Genomic DNA, 24,933 nt, shown 5'->3' with positions numbered 1-24,933 from the left:
GCCATCTGCCGCTTATTCAATAATCTGATCGTGCCCCGACCTGCGTCGCAGTTCCTATTTGTCTTAGAGCCAGTTCAGCGCCTTTGCTGCTTGGATGGCTTCGGACCGCCGACTACAATCGAGCTTACGGAAAAGGTTGCCCAAGTGGAACTTCACAGTCACTTCGGAAATGTTCAGCGTCTGGGCGATCTTCTTGTTCGACATGCCACTGGCCAGCAGTTGCAGCATCTGCGCCTCTCGCTGTGAAAGCCCGCCCTGCAACGCGCGCGCCTTGGGCGAATTTACCGAGTCTGCAAAAATCGTCAGCGCAGTACGGACATCGGAAGACGTCTCGATGAAACTGCGGATGCGGCGATTATTCAAAAGCGGTGCCAGGAATAGACGCTCCTCAGACAAGACGCCTCGGCAGCCAAGCCGGGTCGCCGATTCGAGAGCTGTCAGGATATGTGCACGCGCGGACACGTTGTCGCGGCGCTGATGGGCGGCATAGCTCTGCCAGATCTTGAGGGCCACCTTCTCGCGGTTTGTCACTTTGGGATTTGCGATCATCGCATCAATCTGCCGAGACAGATAGGCTCGCGGCGTGGAAAGATGCACCGCATCGCGCAGCCATGCCATCACGTAAGCGATCTCATCGCGGCGCGCCAGCCGCGAAAGATCCTCATGTGCGCTTTCAACCCAGTTGCGACCCATGGGCATGCGAATGGCCGAAAGCGTCGCCGCAGCGTCGGCCCATCGGTTGGCGTTCTGGTACGCGATGGCCGTCCTGATCTCCATCATCGCATGAAACTGAAGACCTTCCGACAGATGGATCCAAAGACCGTCAAGAAAGCCGGGCCGCACCGTCATCGGGAAATGGTCGATCAGCACCTGCGACGCATAGAATAACGCAAACTGCATAAGGCTCGGCCAGATTTCCGCCGCGGCGAAGTTCTCGAATTCCTGCTCGACGAAGTGCAGCAGGTCGCGAGGCTTCCCCGCTTCGTAGGCAAGGCAGGCCTCTGCAAGCCGCAGCATGCGGAACTCCTGCGCCGCATCATGCGGCACCTGCTCCAGCTGCGCCCTCGCTTCCTGCGCTGCCCGGCGCGCCAGAAGAACATCCCCGCTCATCAGCCGCAAGACGATCTGATGGAGATGGATGAAAAATTCAAGCAGGGGCTGCCCCCCCATCTTGCCGAAGTAAATGAGGGCGCGTGCGGCTGCAGCTTCTGCCTCGCGGAAGTTGCGGCGGCGAATCTCGAATTCCAGCAGGGCATTATAATAGGCGGCCCGTTGCCGGTAGTTGTCCAGCGGGTAATCCGCCATGAACTCCCCGAACCGTGCAATCATAGCGTCATTCGGGGTCAGATCCTCGGCAATCATCAGGTTCAGCCGGAATGTTTGCGCGGCAAAGGAAAAGCGGGAGTCCCGCGCCAGCACTTTCAATGGATCGAGATAGTCAGATCCAAGGCTCTTGCTGACCAAATGCCGCACACGCTGCAACTCGCCCTGTTTGAGCAAAGCGCGGGTGACGGCAAAAAGAACAGTCTCGTTCGTCGCAATCATATCCTGCGAGAACCGCATGATGATCTCGCGAAACCTGTCGATGCTGCTGCGATAGATCAGTTCACGCCCATGCGCGCGCTCAAGGATTTGCGCGGCCTGTGTCTCGTAACCGCGGTCAAGCAGCATCGCCATGGCCGCAAGCGAATTGCCCGCTCTTTCAAAAGCCGTCGCGACCTCCATCACCGCGCTGCCGGCCTTCAAGATATCAAGACGCTCCCCCGCAGCCCGGGTTAGACGGTGTATGAGTAAGGGGTGATCCTCGGCATGTCGTGTCAGAAAGGGTGGCAGTAGCTCCGCCCATTCCGCCTTGAGTTCTGCAGAAGGACTTTCCAGCCAGAAGCAAAGCTCAACCGTTTGCGACGGGGAAAGATGCGACAGATAGTTTTCTCGCAGATAGTCCACGCACAACGCTTCGTCTGGATTCCGGGCAAGAGGCAGGAAAGCAGGCCAGCCGGCATAATCGTCAAGCGCTGCGCGCCGCTGCTCTGGTGGCAGGTATTCGGCCTCCTCTTTCCCCAGGCTGAGATCATCCGGGCCAATAGTGACCGAGCCGAGATGCAGGATTTGCCGCGCCAGCCCACTGATCCGTTGCTCGGGACGACAGGCTATGACCAGGAAACGCAGATCCTCAAGAGGTCCAGCCGGCATACGCGCTGCCCGCACGGAGACTGGAACGTCCCACAAAAGGCAGCCCCTCACCACATCATCGCCTCGCGGTTGAAGTGAACGGCATACAGGTGCGTAGAATTGTGTCGCCAGCATCTCCAACAGGACGCTCTTACCGGCTCCTGCGGGCGCTCGCAGAAAAACCACACCGGCGCTCTCGCTGGTGATGCGACGACATAATTGGGTTCGCGGCAGTAGCATGACGATCAGCAAATAAATCACAGCACGACAAAAACCTATACCTTTCTTTAAAAAAACTATACCTTATGCAGATTGCTCAAACTGGTTGTCGATGAAAACTTGTGCGCGGGAAAACGATGCACAAGGAACTTTCCATCGATGCAGCAACATCCGCTGATGGCCATTTTGAACAGGCTCGGCACCTTCGTGCTGGTCATGGTCGCATTGTCCATCATGATTTTCGGCTTGGCGCGCGTGGTGCCCGGTGATCCGGCCAGAATGGCGCTGGGGCCCGCGGCAACGCAGGAGCAGGTCGATGCGCTCCGCACACAGATGGGTCTCGATAAACCGCTAACCGTTCAATATCTCGACTATATCGGCAAAGCCCTGCGCGGAGATCTGGGGTTCTCGCTGGTGTCGCAACGTCCCGTCACCACCGATCTCGCACAGACGGTTCCCGCCACAGTCGAACTGGTGTTGGTCTCCGTCATCTTCATGTTTCTCATCGCCATCCCGCTTGGCGTTATCACCGCACACTATCGCAACCGTCCGCTTGACCACATCGGTCGCATCCTCTCGCTCACCGGCGTGACGATCCCGAGCTTTCTGTTCGCCATCACGCTCCAGTTATTGGCTGCGCGCTTTCTTTCGGGCTGGCCGATCATCGGCAGGATCGATCACGCGCTCGGCTGGCAGGGTGGAGCAACCGGATTCATTTTGATCGACGGCCTTTTGGCTGGACGCCTGGATGTGGTCCTCGATGCGCTCAAGCATCTGGCGCTGCCGGCCTTTGCACTTTCCATGGCCGGTATCGGCCAAATCACCCGCATTACCCGCTCCTCGATGATCGAGAACCAGCGCAAGGACCATGTCCTGACCCTTCAAAGCTTCGGCGTGCCGGAGAGAGTGATCATTTTTCGCTATCTCTTGAAGCTCTCCTCCATCGCTCCTCTGACGATCATGGGGCTGGAGTTCGCTTCCCTTATCGGCAATGCCTTCGTCATCGAGATGGTCTTCGCCTGGGGCGGCTTCGCATCCTACGGTTTGAACGCCATCCTTCAAAAAGATCTCAATGCCGTGACGGCCGTCGTCCTCGTCGCCGGACTGTTCTTCATCGTCGCGAACCTGATCGTGGATGTTCTGATCTCAATGATCGACCCGCGCCTGCGCCGCAAGGAGGCTCGTTGATGGCCGACATGAATATGCTTGAACCAACAGATCGCGGCTTCAGTGCCGGTTACATGATGTGGTATCGCTTCAGCCGCAATCCGGCGGCGGTCATTGGCTCGCTGATCTTGTTGTCTGTCTTGCTGCTGGCGGTTTTCGCACCTTGGCTCACACCCTATCCGAAACACATCGGCGCGGTCGTCGATTTCCGTGCGCGGCACATGCCGCCCGATCTGCAACATTGGTTCGGTACCGACAAAGCCGGACGAGACATCTTCTCCCGTACGATTTTCGGGCTCAGGGTCTCGTTGCTGCTGGTCATCGGCGTGCTGGGCGTCTCGGTGCCCGTCGGCACGGTGCTCGGCCTCATAGCCGGTTATTTCGGCGGCTGGACGGAAAAACTCATCACTGGGCTGACGAATGTCATGCTGGCCATGCCGCCTCTCGTCATGGCACTCGCCGTGTCCAACCTGTTGGAACCGACGCTGATGAATGCCATGATCGCCATCACGCTGCTCTGGTGGACGTGGCATGCGCGATTGATCTATTCGGTGTCGAAGTCTATCGCATCAGAGGATTATATCGAGGCTGCACGTCTTGCCGGCGCCGGCCCGATGCACATCCTCTTTCGGGAAATCCTGCCCAACTGCGTCTCCGTCATTTCCGTCAAAACCACGCTGGATGCCGCCTTCGTCATCCTGTTCGGCGCGACGCTCAGCTTCCTCGGTTTCGGCGTCAAGCCTCCGACCCCTGACCTCGGATCGATGGTGGCCGACGGGCGCCAGTTCATGCCTGACTTCTGGTGGGAGGTGCTTTGCCCTGGCGCCGCCGTGCTTTACGTGACGCTGGGCTTCAATCTGCTAGGCGACGGCCTGCGTGACATGTTCGACGTGGAAAGCTAACGCCATGACTGAACCGCTTCTCAAGGTCGAAAACCTCAACGTCACATTCACCAATTATGGCCGCACGCGTCAGGTGCTGCGCAATGTCGGCTTCACGGTCGCGGCGGGCGAACGCGTAGCGCTGATTGGCGAAACCGGATCCGGCAAATCCGTCACCGCCAAAGCGATCATTGGCACCTTGCCGAAAAACGCCGCAATCGCCTCCGGCGCTATTGCGATCAATGGCCGCAACGTCTTGTCCATGCCGCGGCGCGAGCGCGAAGCGCTTAAGGGTACAGCCTTCTCGCTGATCATGCAGGACCCGCTATCCTCCTTTAATCCGGTCTTCAAGATCGGCACGCATCTGGACGATGTCATGCGTTTTGCCGACAGGCGAAACGGCATCGCGTCATCGAAATCGGAGCGCCGTACCCGAATTGCCGCGGTGCTTCGTCGCGTGCAGTTGGGTGATACAGAGCGGGTGATGAACGCCTACCCATCGGAGTTGTCGGGCGGCATGCGCCAGCGTGTGCTGATCGGTCTTGCCCTGCTGCATCAGCCAAAACTCTTGATCGCGGATGAACCCGGCACGGCGCTCGACGTCACCACACAGGATGAGATTCTCAACCTCATCAATCAACTGGTCGCCGAAGAGAACATGGCGCTGTTGATGATCACCCACAATCTGGGGGTGGTGCGCAAAGTGGCGGACAGAGTCGTGGTGATGCACCATGGCGACATTGTCGAAACCGGTCCATGTACACAAATCCTGCAGAGCCCCGCGCAAGATTATACCCGCTCTTTGCTGGCCGCCGTACCACCTCTTTACGGTTCACGCGTCACAAGCCGGGCGCAGAGCATGCGCCCGCCCATCGTGACGATAGAAGGATTGAACAAGATTTACGGTCGGCGCAATGGCTACCACGCCGTTCGCGATGTGAATCTGACGCTGAGAGAAGGCGAAATTTTTGGTCTTGCGGGCGAATCCGGTTCCGGCAAAACCTCCGTTGCCCGCATGATCATGGGTCTTTCGCGCCCGACATCGGGCAGTCTGGTCATCAATGCTCCAGCGCCCAAACGCGGCAAGCGGCTGACGCAAATCGTTTATCAAAATCCTGGCACGTCGCTCAATCCGAAGCGAACCGTCAAGCAAACGCTTGCCCTGCCGCTCAAGTCGATCGGCATGGACGGGCAGATGCGTGAGGACCGTATGCAGGAGTTGATGGGGCTTGTGCGGCTGCCGCAATCCTATCTCGGAAAGTATCCGCACGAGCTTTCCGGCGGCCAGAAACAGCGTGTGGCGATAGCCCGTGCGCTCGCCGCGGATCCAAAGATCCTGATCCTCGACGAGCCGACAGCGGCACTTGATGTTTCTGTGCAAAAGACCGTCATCGACCTTCTGCTTCAGCTTCGCGAGGAACTTGGCCTCACCTACATGATGATTTCCCACGACCTTTCGCTGATGCGCAATTTCTGCTCGCGGATCGCCATCATGCTGCGCGGTGAGATCGTCGAAGACGGCGTGACATCGGACGTCTTTGCCGCGCCCGTTCACCCGTACACACGCGCCCTGATCGCAGCCATTCCCGTCGTCACCGACGAAGAGGAACGGCTTAAACCCACCGTGACTGAAGAAGAGCGCATGCGCTTTCTCGTCAAAACGACCGATTGATGGAAGAGGAGCCTAACGTGTATCGCGTTGGAATTGACGTCGGCGGCACAAACACCGATGCCGTCGTGTTACAGGACAAAACGGTCCTGGCGGGGGTCAAAGCCTCCACCACCGAGGATGTGACATCCGGTGTCATCGAAGCCCTTGAGAAGGTCATCGAGGCGTCCGGGATCGACCGGCAGCAGATCAGCGCCGTGATGATCGGCACGACGCATTTCACCAACGCGGTGATTGAGCGCCGCCACATGGACGAGGTTGCCGCCATTCGCATTGGCCTACCTTCGGGTGCAGGCTTGCCGCCCATGGTCGACTGGCCTGACGATCTTCGCGAAATCGTCGGCAACCACGGCTATCAGGTGCGCGGTGGCTATGAATTCGATGGCCGCGAGATATCGCCCCTCGACGAAGACGAGGTCGTCCGCATTGCCGCAGATATTCGGACAAAGGGTCTGAAGGCCGCCGCCGTGACCTGCGTGTTCAGTGGCATCAACGACACCATGGAACTGCGAACGAAGGAAATCTTGCGACAGCGTTGCCCGGGCCTGCCTGTGGTCATGTCCAAGGATATTGGCAGGCACGGCCTGCTTCCCCGCGAGAGCGCTGCCATCATGAATGCCAGCCTGTTATCGCTCGCTGACCGGACCGTCGCCGCGTTCGGCGAGGCGCTGAAGGCCGCGGGAATACCCTGCCCGTTCTACATCACTCAAAACGACGGTACGTTGATGGCCGCAGATGTGGTGCGTGGCTTCCCCGTGCTGACCTTTGCGTCCGGACCCACGAACTCCATGCGGGGCGCCGCCTTCCTTACCGGCTTGAAGGATGCCGTCGTGGTGGATGTCGGTGGCACCACCTCCGATGTCGGCTCGCTCTCCCACGGTTTTCCTCGCCAGGCCTCGACGACTGTCGATATCGGCGGTGTGCGAACCAATTTTCGCATGCCGGATGTCTTTTCCATCGGCCTTGGTGGCGGGTCGCTTGTAACGAATGGCGATCATGGCTTGAGCATCGGCCCGAAATCGGTGGGCTATCGAGTTCGTCGCGAAGCGCTTTGTTTCGGGGGCTCGACACTGACCGCGACCGATATCGCCGTTGCGGCTGGCAAAGCGGAGGTGGGGGAGAAGGCACTGGTCTCCAATCTCGACCAGAAGCTGGTGGATTCGGCGGTCAAGAAGATCAACGACATGCTGGAGGCCTGCGTGGAGCGCAGCCGCATTTCGTCCTCGCCCGTGCCGGTCATCGCCGTTGGCGGTGGTTCCATCCTGATGCCCGATCGTATCGGCGATCTGGAGGTTATTCGGCCCGAGAATTTTGCCGTGGCAAATGCCGTCGGTGCCGCAATCGCACAGGTTAGCGGCGAGACGGATCGGGTCTTCTCACTGATCGATGGACGCACGCGAGAAAGCGCACTGGCCGAGGCCGAAGCGGAGGCGCGCAACAAAGCAATTATGGCTGGCGCGATTGCCGAAACGCTGGAAGTCATAGAGCGCGACGACATGCCTCTTGCCTACCTGCCCGGCAATGCCACGCGCATTCATGTGAAAGTCGTTGGAGAAATGGGAGCCAATCATGGGTGAGACACGCAAGCTGAAATATGACGACGCGGCATTGCGTACGCTGACCCGGGAAGACCTCGACGCACTGGAGATCGGTGCTGGCATCCTTGGCACCGGTGGCGGCGGCAATCCTTATCTCGGCAAGCTTTTGGCGCTGGAAGCCATGAAAGCAGGATACGAGATGAAGATCCTTGCAACCGACGCCATCGAGCCAGACGCGCTTTGCATGTCTATTGGCGGCATAGGTGCACCCGTCGTCGGCGTCGAGCGCATTCGCGAAGGCCGGGAGGGCCTGCGCTGCCTGCGGGCCATGGAAGACCTGATCCGCACCCCGGTCGATGCCATTGTCTGCGAGGAAATTGGCGGCTCCAACTCCATGAACCCGCTGGTGACGGCGGCACTTGGCGGCCTGCCGATCCTTGATTGCGACGGCATGGGCCGAGCCTTCCCCGAAATGCAGATGACCACCTTTTCCATCTACGGCCATAGTTCGACGCCGTCGGTGATGTGCGATCTGCACGGCAACGCCGTGATCTTCAGCCATGCGGTTTCTGAAGTGTGGCACGAGCGAATGGCGCGCGCCTGCGTCGTCTCGCAGGGCGGTGGCGCAATGCTGGCAACGGCGCCGATGCAGGCGCATTACGTCCACCAGTACGGGATTCCAAAAACCTACACCAAGGCGATTGCCATTGGTGAGGCAGTGATCCGCGCTCGCAAGCAGCAGGAAGACCCGATTGCCGCGGTCTGCGCGCTGGAAGGCGGGCGACGTATCTTCAATGGCAAGATTACCGATCTGAAGCGTCATCTACGCGGCGGCTTCGCAGTCGGCGATCTGACCCTCTCCGGCTTCGATGACTGCGCCGGTCAGACTGCGGGCGTCGCAATTCAGAACGAGTTCCTGCTGTTCAGCCGCGACGGCAAGGTGGAGGTCACGGTACCAGACCTGATCGTCCTGCTCGATGTCGACACGGGTTACCCGATCACCACCGAAGTTCTGCGCTATGGTCAGCGAGTGGCCGTCATCGCCATTCCTTGCCATGACCTATTGCGCAGCGCCCGAGCGCTTGAAGTCGTAGGGCCTGCAGCTTTCGGTTACCCCGACATTCCTTTCTCACCGCTGCCCGTTCCGGTCAGCAAGGCTGCCTAACCATAAGTGGGGCCAATGCCCCACAATAAAGAGGAGAACTATAATGAAAATGCCTGTGATTTCTTCCCGTCTTGCCGCGTTGGCGCTCGGCACAGCGCTTGCTCTGCCGCTTGCATCTTCCACAGTCCTTGCGGAAGACAAGGTATCGGTCGCAGTCAACACGATGCAGATCTTCAGTTCGCTCGACCCGGCAAAGGTCACGGACTACACCGGCTACATGGCCATTGTGAACATGTATGACGGCCTGACGACGGTCAATCCAAAAGGCGAAATCGTACCGCATCTGGCGAAATCCTGGGACATCTCGCCGGATGGACTGACCTACACCTTCCATCTGCGAGACGACGCAAAATTCCAGGACGGCACGCCGGTCAAGGCGACCGATCTCGTCTGGTCAATCCAGCGCCTTCTCGGCATCAACAAGGGCCCATCCAACCTGATCGTCGGCGTTCTGAAGCCGGAAAACGTGACAGCGCCGGATAACGCCACTCTGGTGATGAAGATCGAACGCCAGTTCTCCCCCTTCATGGCCGCGACGCCTTTGATGATGGCACTGAACAAGACGCTGATCGAAGCCAATGCCAAGCCGGAAGACAAGTGGGGCGAAGCCTATGTTGGCGAACATTCCGCCGGCTCCGGCCCCTACAAGCTCGTCAGCTACAACCGCTCCGCCGATATGGTGATCGCCCGCAATGCCGACTATTTCCTTGGCTGGACCAAGGGCAAGCCGATCGACGAAGTGCGCTTTGTGCAGACAAGTGACGATGCCACCGTCAAGGCGCTTGCGGAGAAGGGCGAACTTGGCCTTTCGTCACATGGTCTCGGCAACGACACTTATGAAGCCATCGGCCGTATGAAGGGTTACAAACTCATTCAGACCCGCACCGCAGGCGGCTTCGTCATCAAGCTGAACACGAAGGTCTACCCGACCGATGACATCCACGTTCGCCGCGCCATTGCTTATGCGACCGATTACAAGACGATCCAGGAAGTGATCTATCCGGGCTTCGACATGCAAGGCCCACTCTCCGATGCTTTCAAGGATGCGCATAACGGAGATATCAAGCCCGGCGTCTACGATCTTGAAAAGGCGAAGGAAGAACTGGCCAAATCGAAATATGCCGGCCAAAAGATCACGCTGGTCAACAGCTACGTCGCCTCGCTGGCCTTCGAGGCGGAAGTGGCTCTGCTGCTACAGTCGAGCCTGGAGCAGATCGGCATTACGCTCGATATCAAGCCAGAGCCCTGGAACCGCATTGTCGAACTTTCCTCAAAGGTCGAAACGACGCCTGCTTCCACGCAGGTGAACATTTCGCCGACATACCCCTCGCCAGATTCGATGTTCTACAACCAGTATTACTCGAAAGCGTCGGGCACATGGATGTCGATGGAATGGCTACAGAACGCAGAGATCGATAGTCTCATCGACAAGGCGCGCGCAACAACGGACGTCAACGAGCAGAACGCGGCCTATAAGGAACTGCAGACAAAGATCGTCGATCTTCAGCCGGATGTCTGGGCCGTTTCGCCCAACCGCCGCTATGCGGCGAACAAGTGCCTGCAAGGTTACCAGTTCATTCCCATGCAGAGTTGGGATCTGAACTTCTCCAATTTCCATTGGGACTGCAAGGCGGAGTAATGTCCGCTCCATAAACCAGCCCCGCCTCACGGCGGGGTTGGCAAGACACGGAACTTCAAAGGAAAGGCGCATTGCATGCGGCTGGAACGGCCGACGCATGCCCGAGGATGACGCATGATTGAGGAATTTTCCGAAGACGATATCGAACCTTTGGCCACAGGTGCCTGGATTTTAGGAACCGGCGGCGGAGGCAATCCCTATATCTCGACGCTCAATCTGCGCCGTCTCTACGCAGAAGGCCGAAAGGTGAATGTCATGGACCCCATGGCATTGGCCGATGACGATATGGTGGCCGTCGTCTCCAAAATGGGTGCCCCACTGGTCGGTCAGGAACGATTGGTGGATCCCGTGCATCTTGCGCGTGCCGTCGAGGTCATGGAAGATTACATAGGCAAGCCATTCCGGGCGATCATGAGCGTGGAGATCGGCGGGTCGAATGCGCTTTCGTCCTTTCTCGCTGCCGCCATGCTCGACCGGCCGGTCGTTAATGCTGACGCGATGGGTCGCGCCTATCCCGAAGCACAGATGACGTCCTTCGCGATAGGCAATCTTCCGATGTTCCCGCTGTCGCTGGTCGACGTGCGAGACAATGAGGTGATCGTGACGCGCGCGGCCTCCTGGAAATGGATGGAGCGCATCTCGCGCAAGGTCTGTACGGAAGTCGGCTCCACAGCCGCGACCTGCAAGGCACCCCGCACCGGCAAGGAAGTGAAGGAGTGGGGCATTCACTACACGGTTACCAAGGCGACCAAATTGGGACGCGCGGTGATGGAAGCGCGTTCGCGCCATGACGATCCGGTTCAGGCGGTTCTTGAGCATGAGGGTGGCAAGCAGCTTTTCCGCGGCAAGGTGGTGGATGTCGCCCGCGAAACCACCGGCGGTTTCCTCCAAGGCAGCACGACCATTGAAGGCATCGACGCAGATAAAGGCTCGCGCATGGAGCTTGCCTTCCAGAATGAGTGGGCTGTCGCCTTCCGCGACGGTCACCCGGTCGGCATGACGCCGGACCTGCTTTGCCTTCTCGATACGGTTTCAGGCAGCGCCATAGGCACGGAGTCCGTGCGTTACGGGCAGCGGGTCACCGTGGTGGCCCTGCCCGCACCGGAACTTCTGACGACGCCTGCCGGCATCGCCGCCGTTGGACCACGCGCCTTCGGTTATGACATTGACTTCAGATCGGTATTCCCATGAAACGCATCGGTATTGACGTTGGCGGCACCAATACGGATGCCGTTCTGATCGATGGCGACGTGATTGTCGCCGCCATTAAAGTTCCGACAACGCAGGACGTTCTGTCCGGTGTCAAATCGGCGCTCAGCCATGTGGCAGGCCAAATCGGCGCAGCGGATCGCCCGATCGACGCTGTGATGATTGGAACCACTCACTTCACCAATGCCGTGGTAGAGCGCGCCAGACTGGAGCGTGTCGCGGCCATTCGCATCGCTTTACCGACAGGGTCTTCCCTCCCGCCCATGTGCGACTGGCCGAAAGACTTGTACGACGCCGTCGATCCTCTGATTTTCATGGTTCACGGCGGCCATGAATATGACGGCAGTCCGCTGGTGCCGATGATCCCGGACGAGATCCGCGAAGTCGCGATGAAAATCCGCGACGCGGGGATCACCTCCATCGCCATTTCCGCGACCTTTTCTCCGCTAACCACGGAATGCGAGGTTCGCGCAGCGGACATCGTTCGTTCCGTTATTCCCGATGCGCGCATTACGCTGTCTCACATGCTTGGACGCATCGGGCTTCTCGAGCGGGAAAATGTCGCACTCTTGAATGCCGCCCTGCAGACGCTCGGCAAGACAACCGTCCAGGCCTTCTCGGACGCACTGCGAGAGGCCGGCGTGAAGGCGCCGTTCTACCTGACCCAGAATGACGGCACCGTGGCGCTGGCAGATGTGGCTGCGGCGAACCCGGTCCACAGTTTCGCATCCGGCCCGACCAACTCCATGCGCGGCGCAGCCTTTCTGACCGGGCTTTCCGACGCGATGGTGGTGGATGTTGGCGGCACCACGTCCGATATCGGCTGCCTTGTCGGCGGCTTCCCACGCGAAGCCAACAACATCGTTCACATAGGCGGGGTGCGCACGCTCTTCCGCATGCCCGACCTTCTGCCTATCGCGCTTGGCGGAGGCACCATCGTCGACCCCCGCACTGGCAAAATCGGCCCCCGATCGGTTGGTTATCGCATCCTCACGGAAGCGCGTGTTTTTGGCGGCGACACCTTGACGACCTCCGACATTGCCGTGGCCGCAGGACTAATCGAAATGGGCGACCGGGATCGCGTCAGAAATCTCGACCCCGTTTTTGTACAGGCAACGCTTCAAAATATCCGGGACATGGTCGCCGATGGCTTTGACCAGATGAAAGACGTCCGCGGACGAGGTACCCCTTATAGCCGTTGGCGGTGGCGCCTTCCTCATCCCGGAAAGGGTTCCGGGGGCGTCTGAGGTTCTGCGTGTAGAAAATGCGGGCGTGGCCAACGCCCTGGGCGCAGCGATGGCACAAGTCTCCGGTGAAGTCGATCGTGTGTTCTCCGGGCTTAGCCGTGAGCAGGCCCTTGAACAGGCCGAGAGAGAGGCGCAAAACGCCGCAATCGCATCCGGTGCGGAGAAGGCAAGCCTCAAGACGCTGGAAGTCGAGGATATTCCGATCGCCTATCTGCCAGGTGGCGCACGACGGGTGCGGGTGCGCGTCATCGGCGATATCTCCTTCACGGAAGACTGAAATGCTTCCGACGGCCGGATCACAGAGGACTACGCATATGACGAAGATCGCACTGGCCATTCATGGTGGTTGCGGCGTTATGCCCGAAAGCAGCATGACGGCAGCGGAATGGGCTGCCGCACGCGACGATCTGGCAGAAGCCCTTCGCGCCGGTTACGGCGTTTTAAAGGAAGGGGGAAGCGCGGTTGAAGCCGTTGAGGCGGCTGTTGTCGTCATGGAAGACAGCCCGCATTTCAACGCCGGGCATGGCGCCGCACTGAACGAAAACGGCATTCACGAACTGGATGCCTCGATCATGGATGGTGCAACGCTCGCAGCGGGCGCGATCAGCGCATCGCGTGCCATTCGCAATCCTGTCAAGGTAGCGCGCGCGCTGATGACAGATGAGCGCGCCGTGTATCTCACGGGGGAGGCCGCCGACCGCTTTGCTGAGGAAAAAAGCCTCGCGACCGAACATCAATCCTATTTCACCACGCAAAAACGCCTAGAGGCGCTGGCAGCGATGAAGCGTCACGCAGCCTCGGGTACGGAGGCGACGGAAAGCGAAAAGCACGGAACCGTCGGTGCGGTGGCGCTCGATGCGGCGGGCCACCTAGCCGCGGCCACCTCGACAGGTGGCTATACCAATAAGCCGGATGGCCGGGTTGGTGATAGTCCAGTCATCGGCGCCGGCACCTATGCACGTGATGGAGCCTGCGCTGTTTCCGGCACCGGCAAAGGCGAGTTCTTCATTCGTTATGTCGTCGGCCACGAGATCGCGTCCCGCGTTGCCTATCTCGGGCAGGATCTGGAGACCGCAGCCGGAAACCTCGTGCACCGGGACCTAGCCCCCTATGATATCGGAGCCGGTCTGGTCGCCATAGATGCGGAGGGCGCCATTGCCGCTCCGTACAATACACCAGGCATGTTTCGCGGTTGGGTTACGGTCTCTGGAGAGGCGTTTGTAGCCACTCATGATGACGCCTATGCCATCAAACTATAAGCCCTCGATCCTGTCACAACCGGAGGGGACTCCGGCTTAGGAACCCCACCTGTCCATATTCCATATCAAGGGGTCTGGAGTAACGGAGGCAAGCCCGCAGCTGCCGAAACGAGAAAGCGGCATCTAGTCGGGCGCATCATGCCACCTGCTGAGACTGCCCTCTCCGCAGGTTGCACGCTTCTGACGAAGACCCTCTCATAGATGGGGACGTGTCTATCGTCCACGGCGAGCTAAGGGTGCAGCAACATCCTGTCTGAATTGGCGGTTGGGTATAGAACGAGTGAAGCAACGCTTTTCCAAATCATCGGTGTTCTGATGGAGCCTACAGCGACCGATGTTGTCCGGTTGCTATCGCCCCGAAATTTCGAGGGCTTCGCCACCCTCTTGCAATTTCTACAGCGCCCGCAAACCGATCATGGTCTTCGGCTTCAACCGATCCATTGGGCGAAAATATCTCAGCATCGTTTCGCACAGCCTCCATATCGATGCCGCTTAGTTCCGCAAGACCGACCGCCGTTAATTCGTGAACGGTCGGCACGCGGATCGTCCTGCCGCTGGCGGCAGCCAGGAAGCTGGCGAAATATCGACTGTGCGACAGGCCGCCATCGATCGAGATCGTGTGTCCGATCGGTGCGATTACCTGCACTGCTTCGATCAATCGAACCGTCAGCAAAGCAATGCCTTCAAGCAATGCGCGCACCATATCGCGTCGCTCCGTGCCATGGTCCATGCCGATGAAGAGTGGCACAGCCTGTCTGTCCCAGTAAGGCGCCGCAAGGCCCGACAGTGCGGGCACAAACACAAGACCCCGACGAATAGCCGATGGCCCCTCGAAACCATCGAGCTCGGAATGGTCGACATAGAGGCCTAGCTTTCGCGCCCATTCGAGCGTGGCTCCGGCATCATAAACTCCGCCCTCAATGGCAAAAACGGTAGAAGCATCTTGCTTCTGCCAGCCAATGGTAGGAACAAGTTCTTCCACCGAAGGCCGGTGGTCACCAGCAACGGCCAGCAGGAAAGCGCCGGTGCCAAAGGTTATCTTACAATCTCCCAGCTTACGGCAGCCGTGCCCGTAAAGCGCTGCCTGCTGATCGACAATAGAGACCCGCACAGGCGTTCCCTCAATCGCACCGAAGCCGCCATCAACACTGCCGATTGCGGGTAGGCAGTCGAGTGGAACCCCGTGTAGCGCGCAGAGTTTCTCGCTCCAGGCTCCAGTAGCCAAATCGAGTAGCCCGGTGCGCGAAGCCGTTGCCACGTCCGTGCGGAAGCAGCCCGCCAGCCGATCCAGAAAAAAGGCGTCGGTGGTACCGAGCCGAAGTCGTCCTGCGGCTTTCGCTTGAGCCACCCGCGAATTGTTCTTGAGCAGCCACAATAGTTTGCTCGCCGAAAAATAGGGGTCAAGCGGCAACCCACAGATCTGTCTCGATAGCTCCACAGCCGACTGCGGGAAAGCGGACAGTTCTGGCGCAGTGCGGGCATCCTGCCAAACGATCACCGGAGACAACGCTTCGCCGGTCTTGGCATCCCAGGCAAGGCAACTTTCCCCTTGGTTGGCAATCGCTATCGCATCGACCGACCCCGCCGCAGCCAGCACCGCACGTATATTATGTAACAATTCTTCCGGATCATGCTCCACATGGCCAGGAGCCGGATAAGATTGCGTATGGCGCAAGCTTGAAACGACCTCTATCCTTCCGTCGTCGCTTATCACGAGGCATCTGGTCGATGTCGTTCCCTGATCAATCGCGGCAATGCGCATCAATTCGCCTCCAGAAAGTGAAAAGCAATCGCGCTTGCCTCATCCGCGTTACGGGGCATCGGCACGAGCACGCGGCGTTCCGGCAGCCACAAGCCGCTCTTGCTCCACACTTCCGTTTCATCAAGGTAAAGCGAAAGCCGCCCTTGAACGCGCCTGGAGAAGCGGAGCTGAAAGTCCCGGAAAACCGCTTTGTCTATTTCCAGCCGCCTCACCATGGCAGGCACGGCGAGCTTGATCGGTTCAGCAAAAGTAACCGTTACAGCACTTGCGTCACAGGGTTCGCGGGCAAGATCATCCGCGACGGCGGCGCCCACGCGGCGCCCCTCCCGAAAAGACCAGCCGGCCGTTTCCACGGCCCTCAACACGTTTCCGCCAGCGAAATAGAACGGGTTGGCCGTCCGTCCATCCTGATCGATCAGAGGGCCCGCGCTGCCTGCTGCCACCGCAACTGAGGATGTGTCCAAAAGCGCTGCGTCCGGCGTGAACTGCCCGGTGAGGAGCACACCATCGCATTTGACCGTCATGATACGACCATCTGACAGACGAATGTCAGCCTCCTCCACGCGCCCGCGCCCACGGATGTCCTCAAGCTTTGCTTTGCAGAGGAAAGGCACGCCAGCCAATCGCGGGAACCAACGCAAGAGCGACGGCGCCAGCGGCTGCGTCTCCGTTTCGATCATCGCGACAGGCCGTGCGCCGTGTGTCAGACAGGTGAGGAGCGCCGAAAAGGAAACCAGTTCCGAACCGATGATGAGCGGTCGACGAAAGGGCATGATGCTGTGAAAGGCGACGTAGGATTGCAGGGTGCCGGTGGTCACCACGCCAACTGGCCGGTCGCCCGGTAAAAGCCGCGCCGACCGCGGTTTCTCACGCGCGCCCGTCGCCAGGATGACGCGCCGGGCCTTTAACCTTTCGACGCCGCTCGCCGACGTCACCAGCAGAGTAGCGTCCTGTCCCAGTTCCACCACCGAATGTCCGGTCCTGACATCGACGCCCGCGTCCTCCGCCTGCCGCTGTAGACGCCGCGCATAGGCCGGACCGGAATAGATACGGCCGAATTCGCGCATACCGAAAGGCGAATGTCCGCAATGACGGGGTGCGCCCCCTAGAGCCGGCTCACGCTCGAGTATCATCACGCGCGAGACGCCACGTTGTTTCAGCTTCAGCGCCGCCGCGACACCGGCCGGACCACCGCCAACGACAATGACATCAGCGTCCGCATCGTTTTTCAGTTGCTGCGGAGGAGGTTCCTGTGCACTCATCGGCCGTCTCCGGGAGGAACTGCAAGAGGCACAGCCAGACGGTCGCCCGTCATCGCCGCCAACCGGGCATTGCAGTAAAAGCCCTGACACCGCCCCATGCCCGCTCGAGTGCGCCGTCGCAGCCCCCCGAAATCACCGGGCGGAATGGGGCTGGCGAATGTCGCTTCGATCTCGCGGCGGGTCACAAGCTCGCAATGGCAGACGATTTCACCATGATCGGCGCGTTGCCAGTCCCGTTCGCAGGTCTCGGTGATGTTGGGCATCGTCACGTCAGGCACAGCGGCTGGAGGCTCAAAATGCGTGCCGAAACTCTCGTGAAGCGACAGAGCATGCTGTGCGAGACCGAGCGCCGCACTGAGTCCCGTGGATCGGACGCCACCGAGCGTGATCGCACGGCGGTCCGGCCGAGCGGAAATCCGATAATGCTTCATTTCCGATGCGGGACGCAGCCCCGCATAGACAGCGGTCACGGAGACGGAGGCGAGCGCGGGAACAATCGCGGTGCCACGTGCGAGCAGCGCTTCAAGCGCCGCCGTTTCTACCGTTGCACGCTCGCGGTCATCCTGCTCTTCCGCGGTGGGGCCGATGAGGACGTTACCGAACGCGGTTGGACACACAACGACACCCTTGGTAATTTCGGTGGGAACAGGCAGGATGATACGCGGAACGTGGCGGCGGGCGGCCTTGTCCAGAACGACGAATTGTCCTTTCCGGGGCTTGATCGTGAAGTCGGGGACAAGACCAAGTCGGGCATCGACGATATCGCCGTACAACCCTGCCGCGTTAACGACGCTTGCAGCCAGGATCGCACCCGCCGTCGTCTCTATCCGCCACTTGCCGTCAAACTCACCAGATAGCACTTCAGCGTTGCGCACCAGTTGCGTGCCAAGAGCAACCGCCTGCGTGAGATAAGCAAGCGGGGCTGACCAGGGATCGATGACATGTTCACCGGGAACTTCGAGCGCTGCGATAAGACGGTCGGACAAGCCGGGTGTGGTACCTCTGGCTTGCCGGGCCGTGAGCAGACGGAGTTCGCCAATTCCGTTGCGTCGGCCCTGTTCAGCAATCTGCTCCAGGCTTTCAGCCTCGCCGACATTCCAGGCACAGACCAGTGCACCGGTTTCTACCAGGCTAAGACCCATCTGGCCGTGGATGGACAGATATTCCGCCCTGCCAGCTTTCACCAAATCCAGCTCCAGACTTCCCTCTGGGGCATCGAAGCCAGTATGGAGGATAGCACTATTGGCCTTCGATGCCCCGGAAAGGATATCGGGGCCCTTCTCGATGACCACAACCTTCGCACCCGCAAGCGCGAAACGGCGCGCGACCGCGCAGCCGACCACGCCCGCACCGATAATGGCAATGTCGTAGGCTGTGGAGGGGCTGGGGTCCATGGGATTACCTTTCTTTCGTTGTCCGAAAGCGACATCAATCGACGCGACAGATCGTGCCGGTGCTTTTACCGCCCCGGGTCTACGCTTGAGATTTGCCGTGTTTTAGTCGGACAAAGCCGACACAGGCTTTTCGAATTCAACCAGCGTTACGCCACTTGTCTCTTGCTGGCACATGGCCTTGATCAGAGTCATGATCTTGTCTGCCGCTTCGACAGGCGGCACGCCACCATCACGAATATTGGAAATGCAGTTGCGTCGGGAATCTGGCAGTCCAGTCTCCGGTCCGAATGTGACATAGGCGCCAAGACTGTCGGCCGCCGAAAGGCCTGGCCGCTCGCCGATCAGGATCACCGCCACCTTTGCGCCGAGTGCCGCACCCACATCATCCGCCAGAGCGACCCTCGCCTGTCTGGCAAGAATGATCGGAGCCACCGTCAACCCTTCGCTTGCGAGCGCCTCGAGCAACGCCTTTGCGACCGGCACGGCATTTGTTTCCACAGCCGTTGCCGAAAGCCCGTCAGCGACAACCAATGCAATGTCGGCACCCTTGAGATGCCCGTCGATCGTCAGGCGACCCTCGTCTGACAGGGCGCGGCCGAAATCGGGTCGGCGCAGATATTCCGCACGATCCTTGGCGCGGCTTGCAACAAGAACGACATCTGCACCAGAAGCACGAAGGTCTCGCTCCACCCTATCTATATCCAGTGGCCGCCAAACAGCCTGACGCGCCTGCGCGTGATCCAGCAGAAATGTTTGGACGGCACGCGTTGGAAGGCTCGCACCTGTGCGACCGAGCGCAACGCGCGCCTCCGTTTCGGCGCGCAGGATCTTGAGACGTTCCGGTGGATCGGAGATGAGAGACGGCTGGCGTTCATGCATCAGGCGGCGCCCCTTCCAAGAAAATCGATTTCGAGAAGCTCGCGGTTCATCAGCGCTGGGTTGTCGACCATGCGACCGGCAGCGTCCGTCACGCCCATCTTCACCAGCCACTCCTCGAACTCCGGCGCAGGCCGCCGCTTCAGCGTTTCACGGGCGTAGATTGAATCGTGATGGGAAAGCGTCTGGTAGTTCAACATGACATCGTCTGACCCTGGCACTGTAATGACGAAGTTCACATTCGCGGCGCAGAGCATGGTCAGAAGAACGTCCATGTCTTCCTGGTCTGCATCGGCGTGGTTGGTGTAGCAGACATCGACCCCCATCGGCAGACCAAGCAGCTTTCCACAGAAGTGATCTTCAAGGCCGGCGCGGATGATCTGCTTGCCATTATAAAGATATTCTGGGCCGATAAAACCAACGACCGTATTCACCAGAAGCGGTGAGAATTCACGCGCAACGGCATAGGCGCGGGCCTCCATCGTTTGCTGATCGACGCCGAAATGCGCGTCGGCCGAAAGCGCCGCACCCTGTCCTGTTTCGAAATACATCAGGTCATTACCGACAGTCCCGCGGTTCGGCGACAAACCGGCCTCATGCGCTTCTCGCAGGACGGCAAGATCGACGCCGAAACCTGCATTGGCTTTCTGGGATCCGGCAATCGACTGGAACACCAGATCGACGGGTGCCGCGCGCTCCATCGCCCGGATTGCCGTCGTCACATGCCCAAGGCAACAGGTCTGGGTGGGGATATCGAGCCATTGCCGCAGATCGTCAAGCAACTGCACGACACGGATATAGTCCGGCAAAGCACTCGTGGCGGGGTTTACGCCGATCACCGCATCGCCGCTGCCCAACAGCAACCCATCAATGGCCGAGATGGCAATGCCACGGGAACAATCCGTCGGATGATTTGGCTGATTGCGGGAAGACAGGCGGCCGGACAGACCGATTGTATTGCGAAAACGAGTTACGACTTCCCGTTTCGCCGATACCGCTACAAGATCCTGGAGACGCATGATCTTAGAGACCGCCGCCAGCATCTCCGGTGTGAGACCCAGGGTCACCGCTTCCAGTTCCGGCTGCCCGACCTTGGAGTTGAGCAGCCATTCGCGAAATTCACCCACCGTCAACGAGGACACCGGCGCAAAGGCCTGTGCATCGTGCTGACGCGCAATCAGTGCCGAAACCTCATCCTCGTCGGAACTGATCAACTCCTGTTCGAGAAAAGTCGAAAGCGGCAGATCGGCCAACGCCATCTGTGCTGCCAATCTTTCCACCGGTCCGTCTGCGGCAATACCGGCAAGCTGATCCCCAGACCTTTCCGGCGTCGCTTTTGCCATCAAGGTCTTCAAATCGTCGAAACGATAGGTCGTCCCAGCGGCGATCTGTCGATATGCCATCCGTCCTCCTACTTCACGAAAGTCTTCGTCAGACCCACCGTCCGGTCCACGATGAGGACGACGGCAAGCGTGAGCACAATTAGGAGAACTGAGATGGCCGCGACAAGGGGATCGGCCTGGGTTTCGACATGCTGATACATGGCTACGGGAAGAGTCGTAATGCGCGGACCGGTGAGAAACAGCGAAATCACCGCTTCATCGAAGGAAACGAGAAAAGACAGTGCGGCAGTTGCCACCACGCCCGGCGCGATCATCGGCAATGTAACCCGGCGGAAGACCGTTAGTGGCGAAGCTCCCAGTGTTGACGCGGCCTCGTCGAAAATCAGCGGTAGGCCCGAAAGGGATGTGGTCAGCACCCGAAGAGCATATGGCAGTACGATGATGAGATGCGCTATCACCAGACCGGTGAAGGTACCGAGTAGGCCCGCACCAGCGAAGACGATCAGGATCGCTAGACCCAGAACGATCGTCGGCAGAAGCAGCGGAGCGGTAAAAATGGCGAGCAACGCATCGGCACCGATGACCCGCATCCGAACGATCGCGTAGGACGCGGGAAGCGCGATAAGCATGGCGAGAACAGTCACGACGCTGGCAAGGAGCGTGCTAACACCCAATGCGCTCATCATCTTCGAATTGTGCATGAGCTCGACATACCAACGCAAGCTCCAACCAGACGGCGGAAAAGCCATATAGCTGTCGGCAGAAAAGGAGATCGGCACCACAAGCACGACCGGCGCCAGCAGGAACAGGAACATGACGAAAGAAATGATTTTGAGCGCCAACGGAACAGGTCGTTCTTCCATTTTCGAACTCCTTTAAAGAATAGCCCGAAGAAGTCGGGAATAGAGGACAAGCGCGGCACCAAAAATAACCAGAATGATCATCGAAAGCGTTGCGGCAAGAGGCCAGTTGAGTGTCACGATAGCCTGATCATAGATCTCCGTGGCCAGAAGAAAGACCCGCGCCCGCCCCCAAGGAGCTTGGGCGTGATGAATGAGCTGACAGCCAGAACGAAGGAAAGCAGGCAGCCAAGCGCGACCCCAGGCATTGTCAGCGGCACGATGATCCGCCAGAACACCTTCCATGGGGAAGCGCCAAGCGTCTCAGCCGCCTCTTCGATACGCGGATCAAGCCTGCCGAAACCGGCAAGCAGTGCCAAGATCATATAAGGCATCAGGATCTCGGTCAGACCAATGACGACGCCGATCTTGTTGAACAGTAGTCTCACGCCGTTTTCAGCACCCAGCGCGTGGAGGATATTGTTGATAAGGCCGTCATCCGCGAGGATCGCAATCCAGCCGTAGGTACGCACCACAGCCGAGGTCAAAAGTGGCGAGATGACGAGTACGAGCAACAGCGTCTTCCACCGCCCCTGCGTCCGATGAAGATAGAGCGCGATTGGATAGGAGGCTACGAGTGTCAGAACCGTGATGAGAAGACTAGTCAGGATGCTCTGACCGATCAGCTCGAGATAAAAGCCATCCGTCAACGTCGACGACCAGTTGTCTAACGTGTACGCCTCTCCCAGACCGCCACCGCCAAGGCTTTCGCGGAAGGAAAGCAGGAGCAGGTTGAATACGGGCATCAGGAAGGCCAGTCCGTTGACCGCAATGATAGGCCCGAGAAGGAGCGTTGCGAGAAAAACGATCGAGGATGTGCGGTTGCCTGGAGCTGTGATCATGACCGAGGCTGTCATTGGTTTTTTCCAAAGACCAATGTGTCCTCGACGCGCCAAACGAGGCTGACACTGGCGCCAGTCGCCACAGGCGTTTCACCACCCGATGTTGCACGCTCAACGGACAAGGTCTGCCCCTCGGCAGCGATCTCGTAATGGAGAATGTCGCCAGCATAATAGACGTCGCGAACCTCACCAGAGATGCGGTTAATCGGAGCGCCATCGAAATCCGGCATGGTGTCCCCGACAACGGTCATCGCCATGCGATGGGGGCGTATCATCAATTCGATCTTGCCGTTGTGCGACCCCGGCGTTCGCAAGACTGTGTCGCCTACTGTGGTGTGATCGCCGACCGCTTGTCCAACCAGCCTGTTGGTGCGGCCAACGAAGGATGCAACGAAAGCCGTAGCCGGGCGCTCGTAGAGATCATGTGGTGTGCCAAGCTGTTCCAGTTTTCCACCATTCAAGACCGCAACCTTGTCACACATGCTCAGGGCTTCCACCTGATCATGCGTGACGAAAATGGAAGTGATACCGAGTTGTTTCTGGATACGGCGAATTTCAGCACGCATTTCGTCGCGTAGCTTGGCATCCAGGTTAGAGAGAGGCTCATCGAAAAGCAGAATGGAAGGTTCGATGACGAGCGCGCGTGCCAGCGCGACGCGCTGTTGCTGGCCACCCGAGAGCTGTGCCGGACGCCGATCCTCCCGTCCTTCCAGACGCACCATCGAGATCGCTTCCCGTGCGCGGCGCTCGGCTTCCGGGGCCGGAATCTTGCGCATTTCAAGACCAAACATGACATTCTTAAGCACCGTCATGTGTGGGAACAGGGCGTAGCTTTGAAACACCAAGCCGATGTCGCGCTTGTAGGGTGCGAGCTTCGTCACGTCCGTTCCGTCGATCAAGATCGAGCCTGACGTGACAGGAGCAAGCCCGGCTATCATTCGCAATGACGTCGACTTGCCGCAACCGGAGGGGCCGAGAAAGGCCACTAGTTCGCCCTTCGCAATCTCCAGATTGAGATTATCCACGGCGATCACATTCTCATAGCGCTTGACCAGTGAACGTATCGAAAGAAATCCTGGCTGCATAACGTCTGAAGTTCCCATTCTTTTTTGCTTTTCCCCAGACCATGCCTCACCGCGTCGGGCTACAGGACATGCGCTGGCTCTTTATGTGTGAGATCACGTCGAAATTTCCTGCGATTTCAGCAGGTTTCTGGCTTATCGGCCCTGATGGGCTCCAGCTTGGTGGAGTACCAAGGCTACATCCTTCCCACATCCCCCGAAAGGGATGTGGAAATCTTTCGGTGCGTCACATGGGCAAGATCAGCTTAGCGGCTAAGCGGAATAACCTTGCGACGCCAGTCCTGCGTGATCGCGTCGCGAACCTTCGAGAGACCGATCCAATCTACCGGGATAACCTTATCCATAGCCTTGACTACGGTGCGGTCAATGATCTCCGGGGCAACATGCGCCTTGGAATTGGTGGGGGCATAATACATAGCAGCGGTGAAGGCGGCTTGGGCCTCAGGGCTGAGAGCATAGTCCACAAACTTGCGCGCGGCGGCCGACGATGGCCCACCTTTGACGAGGTTGAGGGTGTTGATTTGCAGAATCGTCCCCTCCTTCGGCAGAACGACCTTCATCTTGCCGTTGGAGCCATCAGCATTCACTTGGCTTCGGGCGTTCCAGCCCACGCCGAGCGCAACCTGGCCGTTGACGACATTCGGATAAATTTCCGGCTTAGGCTCCCATGTCTGAATATTCGGAGCCACTTCACCCATGGCCTTGATGCCGGCGTCGATGTTCTTGATGAAATCAGTACCGCCGTTCATATGATCCATGATGATCGTGGTGCCGATACCGACGATATCAGGGGCGCTGAGCATGGCGACTTTGCCCTTGAGGGCGCTGTCTTTCAGGGCGTTCCAACTGTCAGGGGCCGTCTTGATTGCGTCGGTATTGTAGATGAGCACGAGATTGTCGAACGTCACGCCAACGCCTGCCACGCCTTCGAAACGGGCGTTCGGGTAGAGATCGGAGACGTTCTTGGTCACACTTTCATCGATCTTGTCGAACAGGCCTTCGTCCGTGCCTGTCTTGGCCACGGAGACGTCCATCAAGGCGACATCAGACTGCGGAGCGGCCTTCTGGGCGCGCAAGGAGCCGAGCATGGCGGCAGAGCCTTGCTGAGGGAAATATTCGATCTTGATATCGGGATTGGCAGCCATGAAAGGTTCGATGACGGCTTTGGTGTAGCGCTCTTGAAAAAGGCCGCTATAGCCGAGGAACGTCACGGTCTGCTGGGCGTGTGCCGGCAAGGCAGCCGCACCGAGCATGAGAATTCCACCTAGAAAAATAGATTTCTTCACTATCCTGTTCTCCTCTGTTGTT

17 protein-coding genes and 2 pseudogenes are annotated in these 24,933 nt (G+C 59.0%); 9 read left to right on the top strand and 10 right to left on the bottom strand.

The window, feature by feature from the left end:
• Positions 1-63 precede the first annotated feature (63 nt).
• Positions 64-2,412, bottom strand: coding sequence for a LuxR C-terminal-related transcriptional regulator (locus tag QE435_RS08805; protein WP_349041163.1), 2,349 nt, complete (start codon positions 2,410-2,412; stop codon positions 64-66).
• Between the two features lie 138 nt (positions 2,413-2,550).
• On the opposite strand from QE435_RS08805, the gene QE435_RS08800 reads away from it, so the two are divergent.
• From QE435_RS08800 to QE435_RS08760, 9 genes and pseudogenes are all read left to right on the top strand, one after another.
• On the top strand, positions 2,551-3,579 hold the full coding sequence (locus QE435_RS08800) for an ABC transporter permease (RefSeq protein ID WP_349041002.1): 1,029 nt from the start codon (positions 2,551-2,553) through the stop codon (positions 3,577-3,579).
• Complete coding sequence (locus tag QE435_RS08795; protein ID WP_349041001.1) at positions 3,579-4,460, top strand: ABC transporter permease; 882 nt, start codon at positions 3,579-3,581, stop codon at positions 4,458-4,460. Before QE435_RS08800 ends, QE435_RS08795 begins: the two co-directional genes overlap by 1 nt.
• 4 nt (positions 4,461-4,464) lie before the next feature.
• On the top strand, positions 4,465-6,111 hold the full coding sequence (locus QE435_RS08790) for an ABC transporter ATP-binding protein (protein ID WP_349041000.1): 1,647 nt from the start codon (positions 4,465-4,467) through the stop codon (positions 6,109-6,111).
• Between the two features lie 17 nt (positions 6,112-6,128).
• Positions 6,129-7,685: a hydantoinase/oxoprolinase family protein gene (locus QE435_RS08785; RefSeq protein WP_349040999.1), complete on the top strand. Its 1,557-nt coding sequence runs from the start codon at positions 6,129-6,131 to the stop codon at positions 7,683-7,685.
• On the top strand, positions 7,678-8,811 hold the full coding sequence (locus tag QE435_RS08780; protein ID WP_349040998.1) for a DUF917 domain-containing protein: 1,134 nt from the start codon (positions 7,678-7,680) through the stop codon (positions 8,809-8,811). Before QE435_RS08785 ends, QE435_RS08780 begins: the two co-directional genes overlap by 8 nt.
• A gap of 43 nt (positions 8,812-8,854) precedes the next feature.
• Entirely contained in the window at positions 8,855-10,450 is a 1,596-nt protein-coding gene (locus QE435_RS08775; protein ID WP_349040997.1) for an ABC transporter substrate-binding protein, read from the top strand.
• A gap of 114 nt (positions 10,451-10,564) precedes the next feature.
• On the top strand, positions 10,565-11,641 hold the full coding sequence (locus tag QE435_RS08770) for a DUF917 domain-containing protein (RefSeq protein WP_349040996.1): 1,077 nt from the start codon (positions 10,565-10,567) through the stop codon (positions 11,639-11,641).
• Positions 11,638-13,183: pseudogene (locus QE435_RS08765) on the top strand (hydantoinase/oxoprolinase family protein). The gene QE435_RS08770 and the pseudogene QE435_RS08765 overlap by 4 nt, the downstream one beginning before the upstream one ends.
• Before the next feature lie 37 nt (positions 13,184-13,220).
• Positions 13,221-14,165 carry an isoaspartyl peptidase/L-asparaginase family protein gene (locus QE435_RS08760; RefSeq protein ID WP_349040995.1) on the top strand — a complete coding sequence of 315 codons (945 nt, stop codon included), beginning with the start codon at positions 13,221-13,223 and terminating at the stop codon, positions 14,163-14,165.
• Positions 14,166-14,487: 322 nt separating this feature from the next.
• Here QE435_RS08760 and QE435_RS08755 read toward each other — a convergent pair whose 3' ends face one another.
• From QE435_RS08755 to QE435_RS08715, 9 genes and pseudogenes are all read right to left on the bottom strand, one after another.
• On the bottom strand, positions 14,488-15,927 hold the full coding sequence (locus tag QE435_RS08755) for an FGGY family carbohydrate kinase (RefSeq protein WP_349040994.1): 1,440 nt from the start codon (positions 15,925-15,927) through the stop codon (positions 14,488-14,490).
• The gene (locus QE435_RS08750; protein ID WP_349040993.1) at positions 15,927-17,189 is read right to left on the bottom strand and encodes an FAD/NAD(P)-binding oxidoreductase; all 1,263 of its coding nucleotides are present in this window, start codon (positions 17,187-17,189) and stop codon (positions 15,927-15,929) included. The genes QE435_RS08755 and QE435_RS08750 overlap by 1 nt, the downstream gene beginning before the upstream one ends.
• Complete coding sequence (locus QE435_RS08745; protein ID WP_349040992.1) at positions 17,186-18,583, bottom strand: NAD(P)/FAD-dependent oxidoreductase; 1,398 nt, start codon at positions 18,581-18,583, stop codon at positions 17,186-17,188. Before QE435_RS08745 ends, QE435_RS08750 begins: the two co-directional genes overlap by 4 nt.
• 102 nt (positions 18,584-18,685) lie before the next feature.
• Positions 18,686-19,462, bottom strand: a complete 777-nt coding sequence (gene eutC / locus QE435_RS08740; RefSeq protein WP_349040991.1) for an ethanolamine ammonia-lyase subunit EutC — start codon at positions 19,460-19,462, stop codon at positions 18,686-18,688.
• Positions 19,462-20,862, bottom strand: coding sequence for an ethanolamine ammonia-lyase subunit EutB (locus QE435_RS08735; RefSeq protein ID WP_349040990.1), 1,401 nt, complete (start codon positions 20,860-20,862; stop codon positions 19,462-19,464). Before QE435_RS08735 ends, eutC begins: the two co-directional genes overlap by 1 nt.
• A gap of 8 nt (positions 20,863-20,870) precedes the next feature.
• On the bottom strand, positions 20,871-21,665 hold the full coding sequence (locus QE435_RS08730; RefSeq protein ID WP_306927601.1) for an ABC transporter permease: 795 nt from the start codon (positions 21,663-21,665) through the stop codon (positions 20,871-20,873).
• A gap of 12 nt (positions 21,666-21,677) precedes the next feature.
• Positions 21,678-22,558 (bottom strand): annotated as a pseudogene (locus tag QE435_RS08725) (ABC transporter permease).
• Positions 22,555-23,628 carry an ABC transporter ATP-binding protein gene (locus QE435_RS08720; protein ID WP_349040989.1) on the bottom strand — a complete coding sequence of 358 codons (1,074 nt, stop codon included), beginning with the start codon at positions 23,626-23,628 and terminating at the stop codon, positions 22,555-22,557. Before QE435_RS08720 ends, QE435_RS08725 begins: the two are co-directional and overlap by 4 nt.
• Positions 23,629-23,870: 242 nt before the next feature.
• Positions 23,871-24,911 (bottom strand): ABC transporter substrate-binding protein, encoded by a 1,041-nt coding sequence (locus QE435_RS08715; RefSeq protein WP_306927607.1) that lies wholly within the window; start codon positions 24,909-24,911, stop codon positions 23,871-23,873.
• Positions 24,912-24,933 lie beyond the last annotated feature (22 nt).

Origin of the sequence: Agrobacterium sp. SORGH_AS 787 (assembly GCF_030819035.1) — a bacterium.
Lineage (GTDB): Bacteria > Pseudomonadota > Alphaproteobacteria > Rhizobiales > Rhizobiaceae > Agrobacterium > Agrobacterium larrymoorei_B.
The sequence above is the reverse complement of the archived record's forward strand: the minus strand, read 5'-3'. Positions and strand labels throughout refer to the sequence as shown.

What these genes read in the sequence shown, in the direction of transcription:
- QE435_RS08805 (WP_349041163.1), bottom strand. Translation starts at nt 2,412, where the DNA reads ATGCTACTGCCGCGAACCCAATTATGTCGTCGCATCACCAGCGAGAGC.
- QE435_RS08800 (WP_349041002.1), top strand. Translation starts at nt 2,551, where the DNA reads ATGCAGCAACATCCGCTGATGGCCATTTTGAACAGGCTCGGCACCTTC.
- QE435_RS08795 (WP_349041001.1), top strand. Translation starts at nt 3,579, where the DNA reads ATGGCCGACATGAATATGCTTGAACCAACAGATCGCGGCTTCAGTGCC.
- QE435_RS08790 (WP_349041000.1), top strand. Translation starts at nt 4,465, where the DNA reads ATGACTGAACCGCTTCTCAAGGTCGAAAACCTCAACGTCACATTCACC.
- QE435_RS08780 (WP_349040998.1), top strand. Translation starts at nt 7,678, where the DNA reads ATGGGTGAGACACGCAAGCTGAAATATGACGACGCGGCATTGCGTACG.
- QE435_RS08775 (WP_349040997.1), top strand. Translation starts at nt 8,855, where the DNA reads ATGAAAATGCCTGTGATTTCTTCCCGTCTTGCCGCGTTGGCGCTCGGC.
- QE435_RS08770 (WP_349040996.1), top strand. Translation starts at nt 10,565, where the DNA reads ATGATTGAGGAATTTTCCGAAGACGATATCGAACCTTTGGCCACAGGT.
- QE435_RS08760 (WP_349040995.1), top strand. Translation starts at nt 13,221, where the DNA reads ATGACGAAGATCGCACTGGCCATTCATGGTGGTTGCGGCGTTATGCCC.
- QE435_RS08755 (WP_349040994.1), bottom strand. Translation starts at nt 15,927, where the DNA reads ATGCGCATTGCCGCGATTGATCAGGGAACGACATCGACCAGATGCCTC.
- QE435_RS08750 (WP_349040993.1), bottom strand. Translation starts at nt 17,189, where the DNA reads ATGAGTGCACAGGAACCTCCTCCGCAGCAACTGAAAAACGATGCGGAC.
- QE435_RS08745 (WP_349040992.1), bottom strand. Translation starts at nt 18,583, where the DNA reads ATGGACCCCAGCCCCTCCACAGCCTACGACATTGCCATTATCGGTGCG.
- eutC (WP_349040991.1), bottom strand. Translation starts at nt 19,462, where the DNA reads ATGCATGAACGCCAGCCGTCTCTCATCTCCGATCCACCGGAACGTCTC.
- QE435_RS08735 (WP_349040990.1), bottom strand. Translation starts at nt 20,862, where the DNA reads ATGGCATATCGACAGATCGCCGCTGGGACGACCTATCGTTTCGACGAT.
- QE435_RS08730 (WP_306927601.1), bottom strand. Translation starts at nt 21,665, where the DNA reads ATGGAAGAACGACCTGTTCCGTTGGCGCTCAAAATCATTTCTTTCGTC.
- QE435_RS08720 (WP_349040989.1), bottom strand. Translation starts at nt 23,628, where the DNA reads ATGCAGCCAGGATTTCTTTCGATACGTTCACTGGTCAAGCGCTATGAG.